The 18,320-nt window shown below is 44.0% G+C and carries 18 protein-coding genes; 5 read left to right on the top strand and 13 right to left on the bottom strand.

Annotated features, from left to right (window positions below; genetic code table 11):
• Window positions 1-644: 644 nt before the first annotated feature.
• Window positions 645-1,223: a DUF6940 family protein gene (locus tag AABW11_RS16015; RefSeq protein ID WP_340106139.1), complete on the bottom strand. Its 579-nt coding sequence runs from the start codon at window positions 1,221-1,223 to the stop codon at window positions 645-647.
• Window positions 1,224-1,550: 327 nt separating this feature from the next.
• Here AABW11_RS16015 and AABW11_RS16010 point away from each other — a divergent pair, with 327 nt between their 5' ends.
• Both AABW11_RS16010 and vapC read left to right on the top strand, forming a co-directional pair.
• On the top strand, window positions 1,551-1,748 hold the full coding sequence (locus AABW11_RS16010; protein WP_340106138.1) for a type II toxin-antitoxin system VapB family antitoxin: 198 nt from the start codon (window positions 1,551-1,553) through the stop codon (window positions 1,746-1,748).
• On the top strand, window positions 1,745-2,140 hold the full coding sequence (gene vapC, locus AABW11_RS16005) for a type II toxin-antitoxin system VapC family toxin (protein ID WP_340106137.1): 396 nt from the start codon (window positions 1,745-1,747) through the stop codon (window positions 2,138-2,140). The genes AABW11_RS16010 and vapC overlap by 4 nt, the downstream gene beginning before the upstream one ends.
• A gap of 38 nt (window positions 2,141-2,178) precedes the next feature.
• Here the strand turns inward: vapC and AABW11_RS20190 are convergent, their stop codons facing one another.
• The 7 genes from AABW11_RS20190 to AABW11_RS15975 all read right to left on the bottom strand — a co-directional run bounded on the left by AABW11_RS20190 (window position 2,179) and on the right by AABW11_RS15975 (window position 5,286).
• Complete coding sequence (locus tag AABW11_RS20190) at window positions 2,179-2,400, bottom strand: topoisomerase DNA-binding C4 zinc finger domain-containing protein (protein ID WP_445263789.1); 222 nt, start codon at window positions 2,398-2,400, stop codon at window positions 2,179-2,181.
• A 39-nt stretch (window positions 2,401-2,439) separates the two neighbouring features.
• Entirely contained in the window at window positions 2,440-2,853 is a 414-nt protein-coding gene (locus tag AABW11_RS16000; protein ID WP_340106136.1) for a nuclease-related domain-containing protein, read from the bottom strand.
• A gap of 207 nt (window positions 2,854-3,060) precedes the next feature.
• Window positions 3,061-3,414, bottom strand: coding sequence for a DUF5615 family PIN-like protein (locus AABW11_RS15995; RefSeq protein WP_340106135.1), 354 nt, complete (start codon window positions 3,412-3,414; stop codon window positions 3,061-3,063).
• Window positions 3,411-3,647, bottom strand: coding sequence for a DUF433 domain-containing protein (locus AABW11_RS15990; RefSeq protein ID WP_340106134.1), 237 nt, complete (start codon window positions 3,645-3,647; stop codon window positions 3,411-3,413). The genes AABW11_RS15995 and AABW11_RS15990 overlap by 4 nt, the downstream gene beginning before the upstream one ends.
• A 172-nt stretch (window positions 3,648-3,819) precedes the next feature.
• Window positions 3,820-4,671, bottom strand: a complete 852-nt coding sequence (locus AABW11_RS15985; RefSeq protein ID WP_340106133.1) for a hypothetical protein — start codon at window positions 4,669-4,671, stop codon at window positions 3,820-3,822.
• A gap of 109 nt (window positions 4,672-4,780) precedes the next feature.
• Entirely contained in the window at window positions 4,781-5,047 is a 267-nt protein-coding gene (locus AABW11_RS15980; RefSeq protein ID WP_340106132.1) for a Txe/YoeB family addiction module toxin, read from the bottom strand.
• Window positions 5,044-5,286, bottom strand: a complete 243-nt coding sequence (locus AABW11_RS15975) for a type II toxin-antitoxin system Phd/YefM family antitoxin (protein WP_340106131.1) — start codon at window positions 5,284-5,286, stop codon at window positions 5,044-5,046. The genes AABW11_RS15980 and AABW11_RS15975 overlap by 4 nt, the downstream gene beginning before the upstream one ends.
• 720 nt (window positions 5,287-6,006) lie before the next feature.
• Between AABW11_RS15975 and AABW11_RS15970 the strand changes: the two genes are divergently transcribed.
• Complete coding sequence (locus AABW11_RS15970) at window positions 6,007-6,987, top strand: c-type cytochrome (protein ID WP_340106130.1); 981 nt, start codon at window positions 6,007-6,009, stop codon at window positions 6,985-6,987.
• Window positions 6,988-7,466: 479 nt separating this feature from the next.
• Window positions 7,467-9,254, top strand: coding sequence for an ABC transporter ATP-binding protein (locus AABW11_RS15965; protein ID WP_340106129.1), 1,788 nt, complete (start codon window positions 7,467-7,469; stop codon window positions 9,252-9,254).
• 163 nt (window positions 9,255-9,417) lie between these two features.
• Here the strand turns inward: AABW11_RS15965 and AABW11_RS20185 are convergent, their stop codons facing one another.
• From AABW11_RS20185 to AABW11_RS15950, 4 genes are all read right to left on the bottom strand, one after another.
• Window positions 9,418-9,717, bottom strand: coding sequence for a type II toxin-antitoxin system RelE/ParE family toxin (locus tag AABW11_RS20185; RefSeq protein WP_445263788.1), 300 nt, complete (start codon window positions 9,715-9,717; stop codon window positions 9,418-9,420).
• Entirely contained in the window at window positions 9,711-9,896 is a 186-nt protein-coding gene (locus tag AABW11_RS15960) for a hypothetical protein (protein ID WP_340106128.1), read from the bottom strand. Before AABW11_RS15960 ends, AABW11_RS20185 begins: the two co-directional genes overlap by 7 nt.
• A gap of 282 nt (window positions 9,897-10,178) precedes the next feature.
• The gene (locus tag AABW11_RS15955; RefSeq protein WP_340106127.1) at window positions 10,179-10,865 is read right to left on the bottom strand and encodes a GDSL-type esterase/lipase family protein; all 687 of its coding nucleotides are present in this window, start codon (window positions 10,863-10,865) and stop codon (window positions 10,179-10,181) included.
• A 96-nt stretch (window positions 10,866-10,961) separates the two neighbouring features.
• Entirely contained in the window at window positions 10,962-12,755 is a 1,794-nt protein-coding gene (locus AABW11_RS15950; protein ID WP_340106126.1) for an ABC transporter ATP-binding protein, read from the bottom strand.
• Between the two features lie 422 nt (window positions 12,756-13,177).
• On the opposite strand from AABW11_RS15950, the gene AABW11_RS15945 reads away from it, so the two are divergent.
• On the top strand, window positions 13,178-16,627 hold the full coding sequence (locus AABW11_RS15945; RefSeq protein WP_340106125.1) for a ThuA domain-containing protein: 3,450 nt from the start codon (window positions 13,178-13,180) through the stop codon (window positions 16,625-16,627).
• Window positions 16,628-16,745: 118 nt separating this feature from the next.
• On the opposite strand, the gene AABW11_RS15940 is transcribed toward AABW11_RS15945, so the two are convergent.
• Window positions 16,746-18,236, bottom strand: a complete 1,491-nt coding sequence (locus AABW11_RS15940; protein WP_340106124.1) for an FG-GAP repeat domain-containing protein — start codon at window positions 18,234-18,236, stop codon at window positions 16,746-16,748.
• Window positions 18,237-18,320: the final 84 nt, after the last annotated feature.

Here is an 18,320-nt window from a genome sequence, read left to right as displayed (position 1 = left end):
ATGATTAAAAAGTGAAAAGTGAGAAGGGAAAAGGGAAAAGTGAAAAATTTATCAATTAGTATAACATGCCGAGTTGCCTGTCAGTGCGAAATGAGCTGCTAAGGCGGCGTAAATCGAAGTTTTCCAAATATGTGAATTTGATACGCCGCCCATACTTGGGAGCAGAACCTGTCATCTCGAGCGCAGGAAGCCTGAACGTATGTGAAGGGTGACGAAGTCGAGCTCATCTTTTCCCCGCGTTAGCGAAATCTCCCTGTGCTGGGATCTATCTTAAACAAAGCCTTTTTGCAACTCCTGCCAATAAAAAGGAGATCCTTCGGCTCGTTTCATTCGCTACCGGTGACAGGGGCACCCGGTTATGAACGGCGGGCAAAACGTTACGAAATAGAGCGCCATGCCGAGCCGCCCGCCAGTGCGGAATGGGTCGGCATGGCGGTGCCGAGCTCATCTTTTCCCCGCGTTAGCGAAATCTCCTCGCGCTGGGAACCATCTTAAATAAAGCCTTTTCGTGAAACCTGCCAAGGCAAAGAACATTTCATGGATTACAATACATTCATCACCCCATCACCCCATCACCCCATCACCCCATCACTCCCTCACTCCCTCACTCCATCCCTCCATCCCTCTTTCACCCCCTCACTTACTCAAACCGTCTTATACTCCTCAGTCTGATAATACTTCGGCACGGAATCAATCCGGACATGCAGCCAGTAGACACCAAGTCCGGAGGTGCTGAGCCATCGGGGTTCTTTTTGAACGGAATTGAGCATCTCTTTGCCAACCTGTTTCCAGAGATTCTGAACCTGGTGGTCAGGCGCTTCACGGACAAAATTGCCGATTTGAGTGTAGACAGAATCATCGGTAATGGGGCAGGGGACAATCAGCTGAGCATCGTCGCCGAGATTTGGGAATTGAACCACATCTGAGTCGTCCTCAAAGTAGGAGTCAAACGTGGCGGTATCCGGGGAAACACGAGAGAGCAGCCCGCTTTCCACGAGCGTACATTCATAATCTTTATCCAGATTCTGTTCAGTCACAGGTTTGTTCTCCCAGAAAAATGCATCGAATTCAGAATCCGCCAGCAGTCGGTTGTACCAGCGGATGAACTCCTCATTTTCGGATAGGAGCGTTAGAAACTGCCGGTGTGAGAGCGACTCACCGTTCTCTATCAGGCGAAAGGTGAATCGGTTTTTACTGGACTCGAGAGTGTTGAGGTTCCACATAATACCAGGGTGAATGATCTCAAAATGATGATGCGGGATTATACTAAAAAACAAACTGAGTCGTGTTCACATTCACATCGAGGCTCTGCTATCAACCAAAAAAAATCATTTAAGACGATAAAAATGGTGGTTGAAGGGTGGATGGAAGTGACTTTTTATGTGATCCGTCCATTTGATCCTGTGCTGCAAAGCAGTGCAATTGACAATATGCACACCGTGTGCTTTGTGCTCACAGCCGTCTGTTCGATTAGGTGTACATTACGTTAGGATTTAACAAACAGTGTGTATAAATTTCAATTAAATACACATAAATTAATTGATATAATTATGAGAACGAATATAGTGATTGATGACGATTTAATGGATGAAGCCTTGAAAGTGAGTCAGTTGAAAACAAAAAAAGATGCTGTTGAAGAAGGCTTGAAATTGTTAGTACAGCGTAATAAGCAGGAAAGTATCAAAGATTTACGAGGGAAATTGAACTGGAAAGGCGATTTAGAGGATATGAGGACTGATGAGAAATGATTTTAGTAGATACCAGCGTGTGGATTGACTATTTCAACGGTATTAAGAATAAGCAGACTGACAGCCTTGACCGTATTCTTTCGGAGCAGACAGTTCTTGCAGGAGATATTATCCTCACTGAAATTCTGCAAGGGTTTGATACTGATAAAGAATTTCGATTAGCTAAACAAGCTCTTGATCCTTTAGACTGCGTTCATCTGGGAGGGAAGTCACTGGCTATAAAAGCGGCATCTAATTTTCGATTTCTTCGGTCGAAAGGCGTTACAATTCGAAAAACTGTAGATATGCTCATCGGAAGCTGGTGTATTGAACATGAAGTGAAACTGCTGCATAATGACAAAGATTTTGATCAGATAGCAACTCTGCTGCCGTTACAGATTTATGTTGACTGAGGTTTTTGAAACTGAATCTTACACTACCTCCAACAACATCAGGCATTTCTGGTAAACCTACATCGCGGAAAATTCTCACAGCTCAGAAATGTTTGTCCTGCTCTGGGTCCTTTCTTAGCAGTTCTCTCTACGAGTTCCGATCCGCATTTGGGACAAATAATCTTTGATTGATGGCGCTGACGCAGCGATCGAATGTGATCTCTTTTAGTTAGTTCGGATTCAGAGTCGTGATGTTCAAGCGTCTTAACGATCTGATCCACTTTCTCAGATGAAAAAATCTGTTTGTTGAACTGTTTGATTTATCTACTCAGGCGCGATTTTATGATGTTTGACGGAAGCTTAGTTTTAAACGTACAATCGCCGGCGAAGTAAACGACGGAATGTATTGCCGACTCTTCGATGTCCAGAAATCCGGCCAAGATTTTTGTCTGCCGGTAGGTCTGCTTCAAAGGATTCTGAAATGTGTAATTGTTCCCATAGATGCTTTGCGTCCATGTTGACCGGTGTGCAGACCCAAAGATCCAGCCCTTTTTATTCTTGGTCTCAATGATGAATATGCCGAAAGGCGTGACGATCAGGTGATCAATTTGAGTGGTTCCGTTCGGTGACGGAAGGATGATGTTATGAAATCGTTTATATGTCTTATTGTTAAGAAAAATCCACATCCTGAGTGCGGTCTTTTTCTCGCCAAGCCAGCCTTTTAGAATGTTCATTGACAGTTCATGCTAACTGCGTGGATTATTTTTACACCTGCTAAGGTTATGTAAAGGGCTACATCACAAAGTTGAGACTCTATCATCAGATCAAAGTAACAAATCATCCTGATACTTCGAGATGGTGTGCTGCAATGCAATACCTCTAGCGAGAGGCACACCGTGAGCATATTGCTCACGGCCGTCTACTCGGTTAACTGGCCGGTTTCAGTAGTGTACGTGAATGTCTTCTTCGTTGATTCCGATTACTGAATTTTCTTCAAACAGAGATTTTAATGTATCCAGGTTTTTCTCAAACAATTGAATCAGATTCCGGTTATTGATATTACCGGTCGAAACAATTAACAATTTCTTGGGACTCCCATCTAAAATATAATTATCGAGAAAATCACTGTCTTTTGAAATCACAATTCGATTTTCCTCATCTGCAATCCGGATGATTTCAGGGTCAGGAGTTTCATTCATTTTGGGTAAATCCCGGGTATGTTTTGACTCAATTTCATGAGCCGACAAGAACTCAGATAGACGCTTTGGGAGATAGGCATCAACAAGAACTCTCACTGGACAACTTTTTGCGACTTTTTCGTTCGCGATAATTGAGCAGCATATTCAAGGCAAGCCAACAGATCTTCTCTCTCCAAATCAGGATAATCAGCCAGTATTTCATCAATACTCATATCCGAAGCTAATAAATCCAGCATGGTGTCAACGGGATATCGTAATCCTCGGATTGTGGGTTTACCGTGACAGATATCCGGTTTTCTCGTAATTCTATTTAATAAATTTTTGCTCATGATTTATCTGGTTGAATAAGAAAATGTACATAATCAATCAACGATCAACAACTCTTGAAGTTATTTGACGAATACTTGTGTATTAGGACAGTTAACGGCTCTTGGCTTGTGCTGCCAACCAGTTTGTTAGTTGTCGACTTCTTAACCAAAACTGGTCAGCACGAAGCCATGGTTAGGTGCCCATTTCGGATTTTAGTTTTTGCTTAAATTGATCTGTATTTAACGTTTTAGTATTTATATCAAAGAATAAGTAAGCTGCTTCTGTTTTCTTTAAAAACCTCTTATCACGTGAAACAACCATACTAAAATGTTTCCCATTTTCTGCATGCCGGCTATCTGCATATCTTGATCCTTTGTTGTATATGGATCTTGAATCAGGCCAAAATCCCAAAGTATCCATCATTGTAAACATACTTACTACCTTTATATTAAATAATTGTGTTTCTGGGTCCGAATTAAATGTCTCCCAAATGCCTGAAAAACTTTCTTCCATTGTTTTTTTGATGTAATCCATCATCTCATCTAATGATTTAGGCGGTTCAATCTGACCATCATTCAACTCATATTCGTAGCTTTGTAAGGCTGAGTTTATTGTATCTATAGCCTGATTTGGAGAAAGGTTATTTAGCTCATTAGTTGATAAGCCAAACTCTGATCTAGCTAAAAGTTCATTTTCATAAGTTAAAATGTCGCCCAAATTTTTTTCCAAATCAAAATCCAAGGATACTTCATTAATTGTGTCAAACACTTGAAACGGTGAACTAGTAGTAAATCCAATTCTTTTCATGCTACTTTCAAAGTAGATATTTTGACTAATAGTACTTAGAAAACTCAGTCTATTTGAACTCAGTTTTTCATCATTTTCAGTTACGATTTCATCCACTTGTTCAGAAGTAAAGGGGTAGCAATACGGTCCCTGAAAAACACTTCTAAGGATCAAACCAAGTAACTCATCATCAATTCCATTATATGTATCAATTATTACATTACTGTCGAGATATATGGGAATCCTTTCTTGACTCATAATTTATTTAGGCTTCTAACGGCTCTTGGCTTGTACTGCCAGACTGTTAATTTTTATTTCGACTCTGTAGCTGTAACTGGACAACACGAAGCCATGGTTATGATACCGGCTAATCGTAATGAGTCCACATTCTGATTACTTTAACAACTTTCTCTTTTTCGTAGACTTGATACACTAAGCGATGCTGGATATTAATTCTTCGCGAATAAGCACCTTCCAAATTTCCAACTAATTTTTCGTAGGGAGGATAATCTGCAAAAGGATCTTCCTTAATAACTTCAAGTAGGTCCTCGATCTTTGATTTTAACCCTGATGAAGCAGCTTTCTTAGCATCTTTTTTAGCCTGTTTGGTATAAACGAGTTTGTAGTTACTCACCAGTCAAGTTCTTCTTCGGTTTCCTCAAGAGGAGTATTCATTCCTTCAACGATAGACTCCTGCATTCCGGGAATAGAGCTCAGATAAAGTGTTTCTTGAATAGCTCGCCAATCATCTTCACTGATCAAAACTGCATTTGATCGCTTTCCGGTGATTTGTATTGGCTTGTGTGTATCAGACGCCTCATCGAGCAATCGATATATCTGTTTGCGAGCTTGAGTAGCTGTAAGTGTTTTCATAGGAATATGGATTAATTAATGCTCTTTCATTAACGTACGCCATTACGTACATATTGTCAACTTTTAAGATAAGGTAGCATAAATGCATTTATACAACATTCGAAACGGAAAAAAGGTAATAAATCAACTCCTTACTCCCTCCAAGAACATCTGCCCATCTAAATAATAAAACCACCGGTAAAATAACAGTAGCTAATCATATATCTATATTTATCAAGCAGTGGAGAGTGGAGAGCTCAAAATCACGTCACCACTAGGATTGCGAATTACACCACTTCAAAAATAAACCCCACGGACACCGACGGCTGAAACCCCAGGTCGTAGACGTCGCCACACTCAGACCAGCAATCGTGATCATCCTGACGCGATCTCTGCCTTTTCCAGGGTGAAGAGGAAGGATCTGTAACCGCTAGCAGGAGATTATGGCTTCAGGGAAGAGGCTGCTTTTATAAATTCTCGGTCACGATAATATTGCCTTTTATAATTATTTAAATCCGTGCGGAAAAATGTATATCTAACAATGGTCATATTTAGCCTGTATATATTTTTATCAACATGATTGTAAATGATTTGTTATTTCCGTAAATATCTCAGCATGAACGCATTATAAAGATCACTGGGTTTTTTGAAACACCGGTTTTATAGAGAGTCTGTTCAGTTTCCACTTTAATTCGTTTAAGCTTTTCTCACTACAATACACTACACTAAACCTCTACACATATGAAAAAAAGCTTTCGTTATCTCATCTACCTGCTTGGTATAATCATATTAACGCTTGGTTTTCTCATCAGCTATGTGGGTTACTATCTGCCAAATGCTGAAGCGGCACCTGATATCAAAGTTAAGGCTACGCCTGAAATGGTGGAGCGCGGTAAATATCTTGCCAATCACGTAATGCTCTGCATGGACTGCCATGCGGTTCGTGATTTTTCACTCTTTGCCGGCCCGCCCACTCCCGGTACTCACGGTGGTGGCGGTGATATATTTGATCAAAACATGGGATTCCCCGGACGCTTTGTCTCACGCAACCTGACGCCGTTTGGCCTGGCAGACTGGACCGACGGGGAGATTTTCAGGGCAATAACCACAGGTGTGTCGCGCGATGGATCTGCCTTGTTTCCGGTGATGCCGTATCCGCACTATTCAAAACTGGCGGAGGATGATATTTATGCTGTGATCGCCTACTTGAGAAACCTTGAACCCATTGAAAACGAATTGGAATCGTCAAAGCCAGATTTCCCGGTAAGCCTATTGATAAATACGATGCCTGTTAAAGCTGAGTTTCAGCCCAGACCCTCACCAGATAATACAGTTGAGTACGGCAAATATATGGTGACGGCCGCAGCTTGCACCGATTGCCACACACGGATGGAAAACGGGGCCTTCGTGGGTCAGCCTTTTGCAGGAGGAAATGAGTATCGCCTGCCGGATGGGTCAGTTGTTCGGTCATCCAATCTGACGCCACACGAGACGGGTATAAAAAATATGACCAAAGATCAGTTTGTCATGCGATTTAAAGTGTTTGCCGATAGTTCATATGTGCCCCGAAAAGTTGGGTCTGGGCAGTTTCAAACCCTGATGCCGTGGCAAATGTATGGCGGAATGAATGAGCAGGATCTTGAAGCTATATATGACTACCTGCGCACGCTTGAGCCGGCAGACAACCGGGTTCAGTTGTTTACAGCGGTATCTGGTGAATGATCTCCAGGTTCATTCCGGGAAATAAAATTGATACACGGGTACTTTCCCGGCTTTACCGGAATTAACCCTCACACCCCTCGCGTTTTTTTAAAGAATCAAGCAACAGTTTCATATTCTCCATACGTTTAATCTCAGTGATTTTTTACGGCCTGTAAAAGATCATTGAGCTCAATATTTGTATCAGCAAATTAATCAGACCCTGGAAGGGACACATATCTCAGCCTGGGGCAACGTCCTAGGTCTTAGGCGGATAAGTCAAAAGTCCCGAGGCGAGAAACAAATCAACGCCAAGAAATCAATCGAGGGTTGGTTCAAATAAACATTCGAGATTTAGTAGCATTTGCAGATCCCATCTTTTATCAATCCAAATATCCATGCTCAGTTTGTATGGTGCGGGTAATGACTCTATTTTCATGCTATCGTCTTTCTGATACTGTAATATTAAATCTGCTGACCTGACCAAAAAAAATATTCAAGTCATGAATTCTACCCCCAAACCCAACATTCACCCCCTCAAACAACTCCTCAGCTACATGCAGCCATACCGGGGGAAAGTTCGGCTGGCTACTCTCTTTTCTGTACTCAATAAACTGTTTGATCTCGCACCGCCCGTGCTGATCGGCGCCGCGGTTGACGTTGTTGTTCAGGGTGAGCAGAGCGTGATTGGCCGCCTGGGCGTGACCGATCCTTTTATGCAGCTCATCTGGCTGGCGGGCATTACTGTGGTTGTCTGGGTCTTTGAATCTGTGTTTCAGTACCTGTTTGAAATCTACTGGCGCGATCTTGCCCAGTTCACTCAAGACAATCTCCGAAAAGATGCCTACAGCACTATGCAGGATCAGCAACTGGCGTTTTTTGAGGATCGCTCCACCGGTGACCTGATCACTATTTTGAATGATGACATTAACCAGCTTGAACGATTTCTTGATAAGGGTGCAAACGACATCATCCAGGTGATTGTAACCGTTGTGGTCATCGGATCGATATTCATTTTTTCCGCCCCTGAAATCGGCTGGATGGCACTGGTGCCAATGCCGTTTATCATCTGGGGATCGGTTTGGTTTCAAAAGAAATTGGCGCCGCGGTACAATAAGATGAGGGACAGGGCAGGGGAGACGAGCTCTCAGCTTGTGAATAACCTTGGCGGCATGACCACCATTAAAGCATTCGGTACGCAGGAGTTCGAAAATGAGCGTATCGCAAAGCTGTCTGACCGCTACAAAAAAGCGAATCAAAGCGTGATTCGGCTGAGTGCCGCATTTGTACCGCTGATCCGCATGCTGATCCTTGCCGGATTCATCGGCATTTTGATCTTTGCCGGGTTCAAAACGCTGGAAGGCAACATGGAAGTGGGCCTCTACAGCGTGCTGATATTTGTCACCCAGCGTCTGCTCTGGCCGCTCACCCGTCTCGGCGAAACGTTTGATCTTTACCAGCGTGCGATGGCGAGTACGAAACGGGTTATGAGCCTGCTCAGAAAAGATGAATCTCTTGAGGATGGTACGGTGCCACTCCCGGTTGACGAGGTGGAGGGAGAATATCAATTTGAAAACGTTTCCTTCCGCTATCGAACGGGAGACCAGGTACTGAATAGTTTGAATATGACCATACCGGGTGGAGAAACTGTGGGAATTGTTGGAGCGACCGGCGCAGGTAAAAGCAGTCTCATTAAACTGCTCATGCGGTTTTATGATGTGACCGATGGGCGGATTCTGCTCGATGGAAGAGATTTGCGCGAGTATAAAATTGAAGATCTCGTCGGGGCGGTGGGTCTTGTCAGCCAGGATGTGTTTCTTTTTCATGGAACCGTGGCCGAAAATATTCGCTATGGGTCGTTTGATGCCTCAGAGGAAGAGATTACCGAAGCGGCTGAACTTGCTGAAGCACACGACTTCGTCCAAAATCTGGATAATGGATATGATACCGTGGTAGGAGAACGGGGCCAGAAACTCTCAGGCGGTCAGCGACAGCGCATTTCTATTGCCCGGGCGATACTCAAGGATCCGCCCATCCTGATTCTTGACGAGGCCACATCAGCGGTTGATAACGAAACTGAGGCGGCAATTCAGCGGTCACTCTTTAAAATCTCGAAAGACCGCACCACAATCATTATTGCCCATCGGCTGTCAACCGTCCGTCATGCCGATAGAATCTTTGTACTCGACAGCGGCGAGCTTGTTGAAGAGGGGACTCATGAAGAGCTGGTCAACAGGGACGGTATTTACAACCAGCTGTGGAAAGTTCAGTCGGGTGAGATTGCGGTTTAGTAGCTTCTTTAAAGTTGTTTTATTAATCCGTTAGTGATGACGTCCAACAGATAGGAATATCAAGTCGAAATTCATTTCCGGAAAAGATTTGATAAACATTAAGAAATGAATCTAACTGCATGACTTTTAATCTTTTATAACGATGACCATGGTATGCACCAGATCAGGGTAATTTAGTATCATCTAAGTTCTTGCTTGAGTGAAAAACTGTAAGAATGTGGATATGATCTTTATTCACAGTCTGATACACAATTCGATAGTTTTTATAAATTAACTCTCTGATATCTTTCCGTTCAATTTCGGGAATAACTCGGCCGCTCAGAGGGAAATGTCGAAGTTGATCAACACGATAGTAAAATTTCTCAACAAAAATTTTTGCAGTGGGACGCGAATCGTGACTGATATATTGAAAAATGGATTCTAAATCATCAACGGCTTGAGGTGTCCAATGAAGACTTACCATCTATCAATTTTTTTAAATACCTCATCATGAGAAATAACATCTCCTTGCTCAGACTGTTTCAGTCCTACTTCAATTTTATGAATAAAATAGATGCGTTCCATGATCTCATCTAAAGACGCATCTTCAGGTAGCTTTTCAATGCTGTCTATCACTTTTTGCTTAAGAGTTGTATCATGCATATTAGTATAATTTGTTAGCTGTAATGCTTATACAACAGTACTAAATTCTGAGAATTATCACAATCGTTTATCAAGCGATCGTTTCACTGCCCACTCAATTGTATGCGAATATGATTCTATAGTTAATATTATCATCTAAAGAAAATTGAATGGGGATAATGTTAACACCTCGATACGCCTGACTCGGGATAGTTTATGTCTGATTCGTTTAGCGTTAGAAAAGACATCTGTAAAGTTACAATCCAATCATCTGTTTCAAATCAACCATTGAAACAATCAGTATTATCGAATGTCTGCCAAAAACTCCCGCATCTTCTCATTCCACAGCCGGTATCCATTCTCATTCAGATGAAGACGGTCATCTACAAAAAGTGAGTCATCAGGCGTGCCGTTATCATGTATAAGCAAAGAAGCCAGATCAACATAATGAAGACGGTTTGTTGTTTCGTTGAATTTTTTTACACGCTCATTAAAAGCCTCGAACTGATCGGTAAACGCCTGACGGCTGCCACTTGGTTTGATGGAGATATAAACAACGTCTGCGTCTGGAAATGGCTGACCGATACGGCTGAGCAGCTCAGTGTAGTCATCAAAAACTTTATCGGGATCAAGGCCGGCGGCGATGTCATTTTCACCACAGTACAGGAGGATCATCGAAGGATCGAACCGGCCAATCACACGATCGTAGTAGTATAGAACGTCTGAAAGGTGCGATCCGCCAAATCCGCGGTTGATGACCGGGTAGTCCGGAAAGGCCTTGGCCGTATCCCAAAACCGGATACTGGAACTTCCGACAAACAAAAGTGCATCGTCCGGCGCCGAATTTTTGGCATCCCAGCCGGCAAACGAGTCAATCTCTTCTTCAAATCGAAGGGGATCAGGTTCGGTCATGTTGGCTTGAGCCATCAGCCCTGAACACATTGTGCAGACGAAAGCGATCTGAAGCAGAAGAATTCTTGAGTATAACATACAGTTACAAATTAGATTGATAATTTTCAGGGCCATTATACAGAAATAAAAACGGCAATTAATAACCTATTCCCCAATTCTCAAATAACAAATCAACTAATCAACCAATTTCCCTTCTTCATCAAGATCCCGAAACTGCAGTGCATAAAGATGGCTGTAAAGTCCATTTTGATCGATCAGCTCTGCGTGCGTTCCGGTTTCAATAATTCGGCCGTCTTCGAGCACGAGGATTCTATCAGCATGCTGTACGGTCGAGAGGCGGTGCGCGATTACAAATGTGGTTCGGTCCTGCATCAGCCGGTAGAGGGCATCCTGCACCTGGGCTTCTGATTCAGAATCGAGTGATGATGTGGCTTCATCAAGCAGAAGAATCGCCGGATCTTTCAGAATGGCCCGCGCAATAGCCAGGCGCTGGCGCTGGCCGCCACTGAGTTTTACTCCCTTTTCGCCAATCATAGAGTCGTATCCTTCCGGCATGGCTGAAATAAAATCGTGGGCGTTTGCTGCCTTTGCAGCTGCAACAACCTGCTCATCTGTGGCTTCAAGCTTTCCATAACGAATATTCTCTTTCACTGATGTTCCAAACAGGTGAACCTCCTGAGGGACAATAGAAATCTGTCTCCTTAGCGATTTCACTTTGTATTCTCTGATGTCGGTTCCGTCGAGAAGAATGGAGCCTTCCTGCGGGTCATAAAAACGGGGAATCAGGTTAAGCAGCGTGGTTTTTCCGGCTCCACTTGGCCCTACAAGAGCAATAGTTTCTCCGGCTTCTGCATCAAAGGAAATATCTTTGAGAACCGGCTGACCCTCATCATAACTGAACTGAATGTTCACTGCCCTGATTGATCCATCCACATGGCTGATAGCTTTTGCATCGGGTGAGTCAGTGATTTCCGGAACCTCATCAAGAAGCTCAAAAATACGTTCAGATGCCCCGGCCGCTGTATTCACAGCTGCATAGAGGCGTGATGTCTGGCTGACCGATCGGGAAATATTGAGGGCGTAAATGATAAAGGCCACAAGGTCACCGGCCGTGAGCCTACCGGCAAGTACTTCAATCCCTCCATACCAAAAAATTATCACCAGTGTGCTCATAAACATGATGCCCACGCCTGACCAAAAGAGCTGGGTAAGCACCATTTTTCGGCGGGCTGTTCCGAACAGTTGTTCCACGGCAGTTGAGTAACGTTCTACTTCGTACTCTTCCCGCACAAACGCTTTCACCAGGCGAACAGCCCCGAGTGCATCTTCGGCAACCGCTGTGGACTCAGCCAGGTCATCCTGGATGTTTTTCGACAGACTCCGGATTTTTTGCCCAAAGTAACGGGTGGCGATAGTGATCAAAGGAACCGTCACAAAAATTACGAGACTGAGACGCCAGTTCAGGATTACCATCAGCGTGACCGAACCAATCAGTGAAAAAGTAATGGTGAAAAGTTGTGGCAGGGAATCGGTGAGAGCAGTGCGGATTGAGCCCACATCGTTGGTCAGCCGTGAAGTAATTTCGCCGAGTCTGCGATTTTCATAGAAGCGGAACCCCAAACGATGCAAATGTTCATAAACCTTTTTTCGAAGATCGGTAATCACACGCTCACCCACCCATTCGAGGTGATAATTACCCAGAAATGAAAAAAGAGACTGCATAATAAAAAGTACAAACAGCCCGATAGCCAGCCAGTTCAGCAGGCTGCGATTTCCAACTTCAAAGACTGCATCGATCAGCTCGCGTAGCCCCAGCGGTACGGTCAGCCAGATGGCTGAGGCAATCAAAACAGCAACAGTCGCCAGGTAAAATCGGACGCGGTACGGCTTACTCAGCGCAAAAATGTCTCTTAATGTATCTAAAAGTGACTTAACACTTCGCTTTTTTTCGTCGTTTGATGGAGGCATTTCAGGGGTTTGAGTTATGCAATAATGTACGCAAACGAAAGATGAGAAAGGAACGTGCGGGGGAGGATAGATTTGAGACATGAGACGTGAGATTTGAGATTTACGTCTGACCATTTAGTCATCCCGGCCCCCGAGCCGGGATCTCCAAACGTTGATTGGGATATGGCTCAGGCTATTGGCAAGCTTTTATCCATGGCAAAGATGGGAGATCGCGCATCAAGTGCGCGATGACTCATTGCCTTCTCACTTTTCACATTTCAAAAATCTCACTTCTCACTTTTCACGCCTAAAATCTCAACGCTTTAATTTCCGGATATCACAACTCCGGGCTATATTTTGTTTAATTGAATAGACTTTGAACTATGGCATTAATTGCGTATCAATAGAGTCAGAAAAAAACCGTTAACACATTTTGATTTTTTATGCATTTCGGTACCTCTCTTGCGCGTTTGTTTATCACTCTTTTTGCTCTAACACTTTTCTTTACATCCTGCAACAGCTTTAATGAACCCCGAATCCTGGTTTTTTCAAAAACAGCCGGGTTTTACCACAATTCAATTCCGGATGGCGTTAACGCCATTCAGAAGATGGGGAGCGAACAAGGCTTCGCGGTTGATACCACAACAGATGCAGGTGCATTTACGGAAGAGAATCTGCAACAATACGCAGCGGTGGTATTTTTAAATACAACCGGTAACGTGCTGAACCATCTTCAGGAAACTGAATTCGAACGATTTATTCAGGCGGGTGGCGGCTTTGTTGGGGTCCACTCTGCAGCAGATACTGAGTATGATTGGGGCTGGTACGGCCGGCTGGTTGGAGGATATTTTTCCGATCACCCCGGGATCAACGACCCTCATCCAAATGTACAGGAAGGTATATTAGAGGTCGTAAATTCTGACCATCCCGCTACTGAATTTTTACCGGAAAGATGGCAGCGCACGGACGAATGGTACAGCTATCAGGAGATGTATGATGAGATCAATGTATTAATGACTGTTGATGAAGACAGCTACCAGGGTGGAATGGATATGGGGTATCACCCGATTGCCTGGTTTCATGAATATGATGGCGGAAGGGCTTTTTACACGGGCCTTGGCCATACACCAGAGTCCTATGATGAAGATCTTTATCTAAAACATCTTCATCAGGGTATTAAATATGCTATAGGTGATAACAGCCTTAATTATTCGAATGCCAGGACAGAGAGCGTACCGGAAGAGAACAGGTTTAGCAAAACGTTTCTTTCAGAAGGGGAATTTTATGAGCCTACAGAAATGGCAATTCTTCCAAATCTCGATGTTTTAATTGCTCAGCGAAGAGGCGAAATTTTGTTGTACAAAAACGACACCGGTTCACTTTTTCAGGCCGGAATGCTGGATGTGTATCACGAAACAGATGCAGAGAGAGTGAATGCTGAGGAGGGGGTTGTTGGGATGACCGCAGACCCAAACTTTCAGGATAACAATCATGTCTATATCTATTATGCTCCCGCTGACACGTCTGTCAACCGATTATCCAGGTTTACACTGGTTGATGACCGGCTCGATATGGAGTCGGAAACTACGGTTCTTGAACTTTACTCTCAGCGGCATATCTGCTGCCATACGGGCGGTTCACTCGCATTCAGTAGTGACGGATTTTTATTCCTGTCAACCGGTGATAATTCAACTCCATTTAATCAACCTGATCAGCCACATCAGCTTGACGGATATGCCCCGCTGGATGCCCGGCCCGGATTTGAACAGTACGATGCCCGTAGAACGTCAGGTAATACAAATGATTTGAGAGGCAAAATCCTGCGGATCAAAGTAAATGAAGATGGCAGCTATGATATCCCTGACGGAAATCTCTATCCTGAGGGCACCGAGAATACAAGGCCGGAGATTTACGTACAGGGAACACGGAACCCATACAGGATCTCAGTGGATCCCAAAACGGGGGATCTTTTTTGGGGTGATATTGGCCCGGATGCACGGGCAGATAGTATCGGAGTTCGCGGCTCACTTGGCTATGATGAAATTAACGTGGCAAGAGAGCCGGGACACTATGGATGGCCGTTTTTTGTAGGAAATAATTTTCCTTACAATGAATACAATTATGCAACAGGCACGCCGGGTGATATGTTTGATCCGCAAAATCCTGTTAATGATTCCCCGAATAATACCGGCCTTACAGAGTTACCTCCAGCCAAACCGGCTTTTATCTGGTATCCTTATACGGCATCCAACGACTTTCCGCTTGTTAGAAGCGGCGGAAGAAATGCGATGGCCGGTCCGGTTTATTACTCGGATCTGTACACCAGCGGAGGCGGTCTGCCTGAATATTATGATGGTAAACTGTTTGTTTATGACTGGGTGCGGGACTGGATAAGAGTGGTGACGATGCACCCGGACGGTGAGTATTCAAAAATGGAGCCATTTATGGACCAAACTCCATTTAATGCTATTATGGATATGGAACTTGGCCCTGATGGTCATCTTTATCTGTTGGAATATGGGAAAGGCTGGTTTAGCAAAAACTCTGATTCCGGTTTATCACGTATAGATTTTAACCCCGGAAATCGAGCACCTATTATTCACTCTGTCAACACGGACAGAACGTCTGGTTTACTTCCTTTTGAGGTTGTTTTTACTGTTGATGCAGAAGATCTGGAGGGTGATGCGATGACCTATACCTGGGAACTCAGTACCGGGGACGAAATTGAGACCTCGGAACCAGAATTACAATATACATTTGAAGAAATTGGTGACTACACGGTTTCAGTTACTGCTCAGGACCCTGAAGGACTTTCTGCCACATCTGAATCCATCTCTCTATACGCCGGTAACGCTGCTCCCGTCGTACAAATTAATTTAGAGGGTAACCGATCCTTCTACTTCCCCGGCAAGGATGTACAGTACGGCATAGAGGTACGGGATAAAGGACCAGAAGGCGTTTCAACGACTCTTGATACCGATAATTTATTTGTATCAGCTGATTATATCATGGTAAGCGAAGATTCAGAGGAAACTGAAGGACCTGACGGGCACTTGATCTTCACGGATGTGATGTCCGGCAGAAATCTTGTTTCATCATTGGGATGCCGGGCATGTCATCACCAGGTGAACAGCTCAGTGGGGCCCTCATACCAAGCGATAGCCGATCGGTATAAGGGAGAGAGTGATGCCCTCAGCTACCTCAAAAATCGCATTATCAGCGGAAGCTCCGGGGTTTGGGGAGATGTAGCCATGCCTGCACATTCAGATTTGGCTGAAGAAGATGCGAATAAGATCGTAGCCTGGATAAAATCACTGGCTGAAGATGGAGAACTAACTGAATCTCTGCCTGCCGAAGGAGCGCTGGATCCATCACTTGGTGAAGAGGTCAGGGAGAATGGGGTGCTGATGATATCTGCAACCTATTCCGATGAAGGAACTGAACAGCTGAAGCCTTTAAGCGGCAATGCAACAGTTACGCTGCGAAACAGCCGGATGGGTGCCGAATCTGCGCGAAATCTCAGTAACTATAATGATATGGAGTATGGCGGCATGAAACTTCTGCTGGCTCCTAATGGTCAGGGTTCCTTCAGCTTTAATGGTATTCACTTGAAAGGTGTTAGTGAAATTAAACTCACAGCAGGGTCACAAGAAGCACTGGACTATGGATACCGTTTCGAAATTCGTCTGGGTTCTCCTGAGGGAGAAGTTTTAGGTGAAGGCGTGGCCAGGCCAAATGAACGGTCACCTCAGGGATTCTTCAACGACGTTGTTAGCATTCCAATAAACTCAGTGTCAGACGAGGACTATCACGATATCTATTTTATGAGCCGCCCTGCAGATGAACGGGAAGAAGGAACCGTGATCCTGACGGTCGTGGAGTTTAAGCCATAACGGCAAAAGTGAGAATTTAAAAAGGCAAAAGCTGTAAGTAGCTTTCGGAATGAACATTGTTTAGTCTGAGTTCAACAGATTTATTCAGGGATTGAAAATATTTTAAGCTCGTAAAATCTTAATCGAAGATACCATCAAAATCACTTCCCATGTAGGAGCCCCATTTTGTTTCAGTGTCACTTTGGGATATTGCCTGTAACCGAATCAGGCTCAGGCTGCTTACGCCAAATATATTCTTTTCATTAGTTGATACAGCATATACGATATCAAGATATCCGTTTCCGTCAAGGTCCCCGATCCAGGGAGTGGAGGATAGGTTTGCGCCGGGGCGAAGTTCGTCGATTGAGAACTGATGGCCGATTTTAAAATCCTGCCCTACGAGCATATGGTTATAATGGTACGACCCGTCAAACTGTTCGTACCCAATGTTGACACTTAATACTGCGTCTTCATAGCCATTTCCTGTTAAATCAGCAGCAATGGGAGAAGCGGTTTGAAACACTCCAAGTGTATCGCGGCTCAAAACTTCGCCGGTTCTGCCATTAATGAGAAGATGCAGATTGTCTCTGAGGTTTGGCCAGATACCAATTGTGTAACTTGTAAAAATGTCAAGCCTGGAAGAGTCAGTAAATCTTCCGACTGCAAGAGAGCCGTAATTTTCTGTATTATCAATTTCTACATCCCACATCGGGGTGAAGTCTTCACCGTTAATTGCAAGGGTCCTTCCATCAACGGCATTTGCAATAATATCTAAATAACCATCACCATTTATATCAGCCAAAACGGGAGGAGCAATAAATCCTTTACTTTCTCCGACTGCAAGCTGAAGCGAAGAGGAAAGGTCACCTTTAAGTACATCATTGAGAGTGGTAACGTACAATGAACCTCCGATGGTTTCTCCGCCCGTACCGAAAAATACACTGTGTGTTGTATCACTCTCACTCAACTGGCTTACTACGGCAGACATGTAGGTTTCCTTGCCGTCCGGTACGGTTGCTTCAGCGATAATATGGCCATTTGAAGAATTGATTACCATCAGTTTTCCAGCCGGTCGATTTTCCTCGTACGGGGGGATCGTATAATCTCCGCCATTTGCAATTAAAATGTCATCGATTCCGTCCCCATCCTGGTCCGGGATAAGTTGTGGATTGTAAAAATTGTAGATACCGAGATCTCTTGCCTCCTCAAATGTTACATCAGGTAGAAATTCCCAGAGAATTGAACCGGTTTCTCCTTCTACTGCAAACAACATCCCAGCTCTGCCATTGATGAGTATATCATCTTTTCCATTGCCGGTAATATCCAGAAAAGTGGGAGACCCAAAGACCTGATCTCTTGCGGGAAGGGTCCAGAGAGTGTCGCCGGTTGCGCCGTTAACCGCTAATATTCCTATTGATGTTGATTCCATTTCCAAGCCGCCGGCACCTAAAATGAGATCACTGATACCGTCATTATTTAAATCAACAGGCCTTGGAGAGGAGTGCGTGCCAATAGCCTGAATGTCTCGTTCCCAAACGGTTTCAAATAGAAGGGGAGTCCCCGATTCAGAATCACAAGAAAATGAAAATAGAAGCGCAAGTGGCAGAATATAGATGATATACTTTTTCAAAGCTCTTTGTACTCTTTATATGGTTCTTATATAAAAAAGAAAGTCAAGAACATACTTCCCCCATGACGTTCCCATGGAAAGTTT

The sequence above is a fragment of the Rhodohalobacter sp. 8-1 genome (genome assembly GCF_038150125.1).
Taxonomy (GTDB): domain Bacteria; phylum Bacteroidota; class Rhodothermia; order Balneolales; family Balneolaceae; genus SW132.
This window is presented reverse-complemented; position numbering and strand designations above follow the sequence as displayed.